Source organism: Photobacterium lucens (genome assembly GCF_009873615.1).
GTDB lineage: Bacteria > Pseudomonadota > Gammaproteobacteria > Enterobacterales > Vibrionaceae > Photobacterium > Photobacterium lucens.
Genome location: NZ_SSMG01000395.1, coordinates 1 through 7,632, shown reverse-complemented (window position 1 = coordinate 7,632; position 7,632 = coordinate 1). Strand labels below are relative to the sequence as shown.

General features: G+C 41.1%; 6 protein-coding genes. 4 read left to right on the top strand and 2 right to left on the bottom strand.

The genetic code is table 11. The annotated features are described in order from the left end of the window. A partial coding sequence (locus E5A76_RS16315) for a hypothetical protein (protein WP_161119562.1) occupies nt 1-437 on the bottom strand: 437 nt, incomplete at its 3' end. A gap of 345 nt (nt 438-782) precedes the next feature. On the opposite strand from E5A76_RS16315, the gene E5A76_RS16310 reads away from it, so the two are divergent. The 4 genes from E5A76_RS16310 to E5A76_RS20730 all read left to right on the top strand — a co-directional run bounded on the left by E5A76_RS16310 (nt 783) and on the right by E5A76_RS20730 (nt 6,027). Continuing rightward, nucleotides 783-2,705, top strand: a complete 1,923-nt coding sequence (locus E5A76_RS16310; RefSeq protein ID WP_161119561.1) for a BCCT family transporter — start codon at nt 783-785, stop codon at nt 2,703-2,705. Between the two features lie 257 nt (nt 2,706-2,962). After that, nucleotides 2,963-3,316: a putative quinol monooxygenase gene (locus E5A76_RS16305; protein WP_161119560.1), complete on the top strand. Its 354-nt coding sequence runs from the start codon at nt 2,963-2,965 to the stop codon at nt 3,314-3,316. Between the two features lie 139 nt (nt 3,317-3,455). Beyond that, nucleotides 3,456-3,740, top strand: coding sequence for a hypothetical protein (locus E5A76_RS16300; RefSeq protein WP_053988682.1), 285 nt, complete (start codon nt 3,456-3,458; stop codon nt 3,738-3,740). Nucleotides 3,741-4,065: 325 nt separating this feature from the next. Further along, a complete protein-coding gene (locus E5A76_RS20730) occupies nt 4,066-6,027 on the top strand; it encodes a chitinase (RefSeq protein WP_237458864.1) in 1,962 nt (653 codons plus the stop codon). 87 nt (nt 6,028-6,114) lie between these two features. On the opposite strand, the gene corA is transcribed toward E5A76_RS20730, so the two are convergent. Further along, complete coding sequence (corA, locus tag E5A76_RS16290; RefSeq protein ID WP_161119559.1) at nt 6,115-7,065, bottom strand: magnesium/cobalt transporter CorA; 951 nt, start codon at nt 7,063-7,065, stop codon at nt 6,115-6,117. Nucleotides 7,066-7,632 lie beyond the last annotated feature (567 nt).

Here is a 7,632-nt window from a genome sequence, read left to right as displayed (position 1 = left end):
AAGTTAAATGGTAAATTGAAAGGTGCAGTATTGCGTAATCGGTAGCGCTCAGAACTGTTAACTTTACTTACTGTCTCTAGTATTTCTTGGCTATATAATGGCTTATTTTCTTCAATAAAAATCAGTAGTTCCGTATTGTTGCCTGTTGATGCCGTATGTTTGATAAGATTGAGTGCATGCTTTGCGTAGGCATCATACAGACAGGTTTCCATTGCTTTAATATTAAGATATTGAAGTAACTGCTTTTTCTCTTCGTTAGTAAATTTTTCTCCCCCTTTGACATGCAAATATAAGTTAATTTTATTATTGCTCTGAATATCATTACAGCGTTGTTGGTAGTAACGAATATCATTAATACTATCAGTTAAACCTGCTTGAACAGTTAAACTGAATAATGAAAGAAATATAGGAAATATATAATTATTAATATGCTTCAAATTAAATAATCCAAGAGATATAAACGATAACTTTGTACTGTTGAAATGTTAAATAGTCCCTTTGTTAAGGAACCCACGTAGAGCTCGATAGTAAATCTTCCTGATGACATATCACAATGTTTGTTGTTATTGATAGCAATAAAAGTGTTTCAAAATGTGTTGTTATTATTAATTTTAGTTATAAAAAGCGCAAAAAATATCGTTTTATGCTCAAAAAGTGAATATTTCATACATTGATTAAATTTATAAATTGTCACGATTAAAGATGTCGTTTGTGTTGTTTCCGTTAAAAGTTAAACATTGGGTTAACTTTTATGGACTATGTAATAGCAGTAAGGAAACATAGTGAATACATTTCAAAAAAACTTTAAGTTGATTGATAAGCCAACGTTTTTCGGAGCGTTAGCCATGTTGATCTCAGTGGTTGTGCCACTGATCTTATTCCCAGAGCAAGGTGCAACTTGGATTGCAACAGCGAAGACCTTTATGACGGATAAACTAGGTTTCTTATACCTAGCATTAGGCTTAGCTGCTGTGTTCTTTATGGTGTACATTATTTTCTCTGATATCGGCCAAATTAAACTGGGTGATGCAGATGAAGAGCCTGAATTTAAAACAGGTTCTTGGGCTGCGATGCTGTTTTGTGGTGGTATTGGTGCAAGTATCCTTTACTGGGGTGCTATCGAGTGGGCATATTACTACCAAAGTCCACCATTCCAGTTAACACCAGGAAGTGAAGAAGCGGTTCGTTGGGCTGCCACTTACGGTGTATTCCACTGGGGTCCTGTTGCTTGGGCTATCTATCTTGTACCGGCTGTGCCAATCGCTTATTTCTTCTATGTTCGTAAGCAGCCTGTATTAAAAGTATCAGCAGCTCTAATGCCTGTTATCGGTGAAGCGCGTAGTTACGGTTGGACAGGTAAAATCATTGATGTGCTTTTCATCTTTGGTCTACTTGGTGGTGGTGCAACGACGCTAGGTCTAGCTGCTCCTCTTATTACTGAAGGTGCAAACTACCTGTTCGGCACACCGAAAAATACTGAAACTCAAATTTTTGTTCTACTTATCTGTACAGCAATTTTCGGTTACTCAGCGTATGCGGGTATGGAAAAAGGCATTAAGATCCTAAGTAATATTAACTTCTGGGGTGCGTTAGGTTTACTGGCGTTCATCTTGGCTGTTGGTCCTACTATCTTCATGCTGGAAACAGGTTTAGATTCACTAGGTCGTATGCTATCTAACTTCTTCGTGATGGCAACATGGGCAGAACCATTCGGTGGTTACGGTTCATTTGAAGACACGCACTTCCCACAAGATTGGACAATCTTCTACTGGGCATGGTGGTTAGTGTTTGCACCAAGTATGGGTCTGTTTATCGCACGTATCTCTCGTGGTCGTACGATCAAGCAAATGGTTTCAGGCTCGATCTTCTTTGGTTCAATGGGCTGTTTCCTATTCTTCATGGTACTAGGTAACTTTGGCTTATCGCTACAGCTATCTGGTCAGCTAGATGTAGTTACGATTCTAAATGCGGAAGGTGCAACAAAAGCAATCTTCTCTATTCTAGAGCAACTACCATTTAGTATTGTCGTGATTGCTGTGTTCACATTACTGTGTTTGATTTTTACAGCAACAACGTTTGACTCAATCTCATACATCTTGGCATCTGTTGTACAAAATGATGTCACAGAAGAGCCAATGCGTTGGAACCGTTTGTTCTGGGCTTTCGCAATGTCATTCATGCCATCGGTATTGATGTTCATGGGCGGCTTGGCAACACTGCAAACAGCGGCAATTGTTGGTGGTCTACCACTGCTATTCATCACTGTAATGTTAATGATTTCAGCGGTTAAAGCGGCTTCACTAGACTTAAGTCACCAAGAAGGTTACGAAGATCCAGTGATTAACATTGAAGATTTACCAGATGTTGATCCATGGTCAAAAGAAGGTATGGCGCTAGCGAAGTTTGAACAACTAAAAGATGTGGCAATTGAAGCTGCAGATGCTGAGCGTGATGCACTGAATGCTATCTGGAAGATCAAGAAGCAAATTCGTGCAGAGGCATTAGCGCGTGGTGATAGTGGTGCTGATGTAGGTGAAGTACCGGCTGAGTTAGCGGAAGAGTTACATCGCTTAACAACAGAAGCGATGGCGGCGAAAGAAACTAAACTTGAAGCCTCTGAGCAAGCACAAGAAGCGCGTATCGTTTTCAACGAAATAATGAAAGAAAAAGAGCAAGCTGCAATGACAGAAGCAACAGCTTCTTAATCATAGCTAAAGCATTAAAAAGCGATCCCAATGGGATCGCTTTTTGTTTTTTGCCAGTTAATGAATTATTGCAGTTAGCAAGAGCTGAGACTTACTAATTGATCACTTAAGTAGATATTTCTGACGCAATAAAACAGTGGTTGCAACAGAAGTACGGGATCACTCCTTAAATTGCCATTAAATTATTAATTACTACGTATTTTATATTTCCTATTAGTTAGTCTTAAGCGATAGCTGTGAAATCATGGAGAAATAAAATGACACGTCGTGTTTATGTTTTGGCGCAATTTAAGCCTAAAGCGGGTAAGGAAGCGGAATTATTTGAGGTGTTGAAAGCGTTAGAGCTAGATTCATACCGTGAAGAAGGGTGTATTCAGTACACCTTAACACGTCAAATTGACCATCCAAGTGCAACACGTAATGACTATCCGATTGTATTTAATGAAATTTGGCAAGATGCCGAATCATGGTTAGCCCATGGTCGCCGTAAACAAATTCAACATTTCTTTAATAGCCATGTAAAAGATCCAGCTGGCTTGGTCGAAGATGCGATTGTGACAGCTTATAGTGATGAGGGTTATCACTACGATGCTCCTTGTTTTGATATATAACCAGTAGTGTGCAGTTAGTTACTGCTTAGTGTATAACGACTTAATACTCGAAACGGATACCCTAGTAATAATGACCAATTGCTAGGGTATTTTTTATGAATGTAAAGCAGTGATAGCCATTGATAGGGAGCACTAACTCATGCGAAAAATGGATAAAAAACGTGATAATACAATTGTTGCGGCATTAACTCAGGTTTGTCATGTTGCGCAAGATGAAGGCAATGGCTTTCAATGGTTAACCCATAGTGTGAATTATCAAAATTTCCCTGATAGTTTAACCGTGGTGTGTGTTTATGATGAGTTGCCAACGGAAAGCGTCAAAATAGCGATGTGCCATTTGATCCAAGACTCATTAATGAAACAGGCGATTCCACTGCTAAACCCGGCTCGACAAATTCAATTTAAGCAACAAACGTCAAAATAATCCTCGTGTGAAATATATTCAGCGACAGTGCTGTTTTAGCATTGATAGTTGAAAGATTATTTGCGTCAGAAATTTGGCTCTGGTTACAACTCTTATGTAACAGCGTCTGCCTCTCTTGTGATTATGTCTTACCACTAGTGTTATTTACCTAAATATAACGGGTGAGGTTGCGGTGTGAAAATGTGCTCGCAATACTGCAAACGTATATTTTCGATAAAATAGAGCAAGTTGTCATGTTTTAGGGGCTATTTTCTGGCTTTCTATCATCATAGTGATGCTCATTATTTTATCTTCTTGTCCACTATTGAAATCAAGGATGATAAAAATGCTGAGATCTAACCCAGCAAAAAAAGTCGCTTTTCTGACGTTATTATCTGCATCTATGGGCTTATTTACTGCCAATGTAGCAGCACAAGAGCAGCCCTTTGAATTAGGTGTAACAACGGTTAGTAATGGTGATGTGGTGTCCTATCAAGGTGAGTGTTTTAAAGCCAAAAATAGTCCGGGTACATGGGAAACACCCAAATCTGGTTCATGGTTTTGGGAGCAAGTCACTTGTTCGAATGATACGGTTGAGCCGCCTGTTGAACCTGAACCACCCGTTGTAGAGCCAGAGCCTCCGGTAACAGAGCCTGAGCCACCAACAACAGAGATTCCATCAGATGTTACTCCATTTGTATTAGGTGAGACTCGTGTTGCTAATGGTGATGTCGTGTCGTATCAACAACAGTGCTATGTCGCTCAAAATAACCCTGGGGTTTGGGAAGCGCCTAAAGCGGGCTCTTGGTTCTGGGAGCCAACAAGTTGTGGCAGTACAGGTGAGCCACCACTGACATGTACCTTGCCTGAAGTCTTAATTGATAATCAATGTGTGATCCCACCAGTAGAATGTCCTGATGGTAGCAGCGCAGCAACAGCAGCAGAGTGTCCAGTTATTCCTCCAGTGACTTGTCCTGATGGCACTACAGCCGACTCCATTGAGCTATGCCCGCCAGCGAAAGTTGTCTGTGATGATGGCTCTGTTGTTGATGACATTGCGCAGTGTCCTGTAGCCCCTGTGACGTGCCCTGATGGTTCAACTTCAAATAGTGCTGCTGACTGTCCTGTGACGGAAGTGCCAACCTCAATGACTGTCACTTCGGATGGCAAAGGCGGTTATTTGATCCCTCGAGCTGAATTTGTGGCGATTGAGAAAAGTCTAACTAGCGGTGAATTATTTGATCTTGTACGTTCAGATACCGTGACATTAGATAATGCTTCTGTTGAAGCTGTTCTACCATTACGTGCCGCGAACCCTGACAACGTCAAACGTGCAGAATCGATTGTCGATGAAGCGTTATGGGAGTTCTTATTCCCAATTCGTAATCCTGCTTATACTTATAATCGTTTCCTACAAGCGATTGCTAAGTTCCCAGCATTTTGTCGAACTTATACCGATGGGCGAGATTCATTAGCCATTTGTAAGCGTTCACTCGCGACGATGTTTGCCCACTTTGTACAAGAGACTGGTGCACACGCACCGAACTGGGAAGGCGCATTAGGCAACCCTGAATGGCGTCAAGGTCTGTACTATGTACGTGAAGTGTATAAGTCAGAAAGCGATACCACCGGTCCTTATAACAAGTGTACTGGATGGGCTGGTGAGCGTTGGCCTTGTGCGAACAAGAGCTATTTTGGTCGTGGTGCGAAACAGCTAAGTTGGAACTACAACTATGGTCCGTTCTCTGAAGCGATGTTTGGCGACAAAATGGTACTGTTGGAGAAACCCGAGCTGGTGGCTGATACATGGCTAAACCTAGCATCGGCTGTGTTCTTCTATGTCTATCCGCAGCCACCAAAACCAAGCATGTTACATGTGATTGATGGCACATGGCAGCCAAATGCGGCAGATAAAGCTAATGGCATTGAACATGGCTTTGGCTCAACCATTCAAATCATTAATGGTGCATTTGAATGTGGTAAAGGCTCAACAACCGCACAAGCCAAAGCACGTATTGCGTACTACAAAGAGATCACAAGCTACCTAAACCTTGATATTTCAGGCGAAAAACTCGATTGTGCTGACATGAAAGCCTTTGATACTGCAGGTGCTGGCGCACTAGAAGTGTACTGGGATAAAGATTGGGGTTGGGATGCTAAAACGCCTGGTAATCACAGTTTCAAATGTAAGTTAGTAGGTTATCAAACCGCTTACAGTGCATGGACTGCGGGTGACTATGAGCTATGTGTTGAAGATAACTTCAATGTACAAGCAACCGATGCTAACGGTGACATTATTCCTAAATAATAATCAGAGTTAGCTGATAGAACAAAGCCCACAACAGAATCTGTTGTGGGCTTTTTAAATCTGACTGTTACTACACGCGTTTGTTGTTTATAACCAGCCTTTACGTTTGAAGTAAAGGTAAGGCGCAAGAGCTGCCAATACCATCAATAGTAAGGCATAGGGATAACCCAACTCCCAGTGCAACTCTGGCATGAACTTAAAGTTCATCCCGTAGCTTGATGCCACCAATGTTGGCGGTAGAAATACCACTGATACCACAGAGAAGATCTTGATAATACGGTTCTGCTCGATATTGATAAAACCCATTGCCGCATCCATTAAGAAGTTCACTTTTTGGAATAAGGATTCGTTGTGTGGCAGGAGTGATTCAATATCACGTAGCACTTCACGGGCTTGTTCTAATTCATTTGCAGGTAAGCGAGCTTTACGAACTAAGAAGCTTAACGCACGTTGGGTATCCATTAAACATAAACGGATTTTCCAGCCAGCATCTTCTTGTTCGGCTAAATTAGCTAAGGCTTTGTCAAAATGTTCGCCTGGTTTTCCACCTAAAATGACCTTGCCGATAGCTTCTAAATCGCTGTAAATGTCTTCAATAACATCTGCAAGTTGCTCGATTTTGGTTTCAAATAAATCAAGTAACAACTCATACGCGCTGCCTTGTTGTAAACGCTGAGTGCGGGCGCGCATACGGTACAAACGAAACGCAGGTAATTCACGTTCACGTAGGGTAAATAGGCGCCCGTCACGAATGGTAAAGGCGACAGTAGCGTTGCTAACGTAATCTTCAATATCTTCATAATAGAAGAAAGAGTGAATGTGCAAGCCATCTTCATCTTCGAAAAAACGCGCACTGGCCTCAATGTCTTCTAGTTCAGGACGAGTCGCAAGGCCTTGTCCGAGTTCTTGTTGAACGCGCTCTCGTTCTTCTTCATTGGGTTCGATAAGATCAACCCATATGGCTGATGAAATAGGATCGTGATCTTCCAAGTCCAAACGTTGTAAACGGTAGTCGTTTAATTTATATGCGTTCAGCATGTCTCATATCTCCACTAGTGGTGACGATACCAACAACACTTTTCAACACAATTTGAAGCTAGATAAATGCGCTTCTACCAATACAAAACTGGAATAATAAGATTTAAACAGGAGCAACAAGCAGAAGGAGAAATGCATGCTGGCAGTTAAACACTGTCAACGCACATGCATAAGCAGGGGAGGACAGATTAACGGGGAAAAATCTCATTCCAGTATCGACTGGGAGTGTTCAAAGCGGTGTCCTCTCAAATAATGGTGGGCGCATGTTACGCCTGACAGAGCAAGACTTCAACTTACGGTATTGCAACATTAGATTTGCCCATTAAGTATTATAACAAAGACTTATTCATGTCTGATTAAGGCGAATTGATAGTTAAATTTTCGGCTTATGGATCAAATTATAATGAGGATTTGTTATTTAGCCTGCTTAATTGCTTCATCAACTTATCCTTTTATTTCTCTGTTTTTAATTAAAACCAACATTGTTGCTAAATATGTTTATCTTGTTGCATATTGTTGTGATGGGCAGTATTTAAATTTACTCACACAATAGGCATAGAATATTGT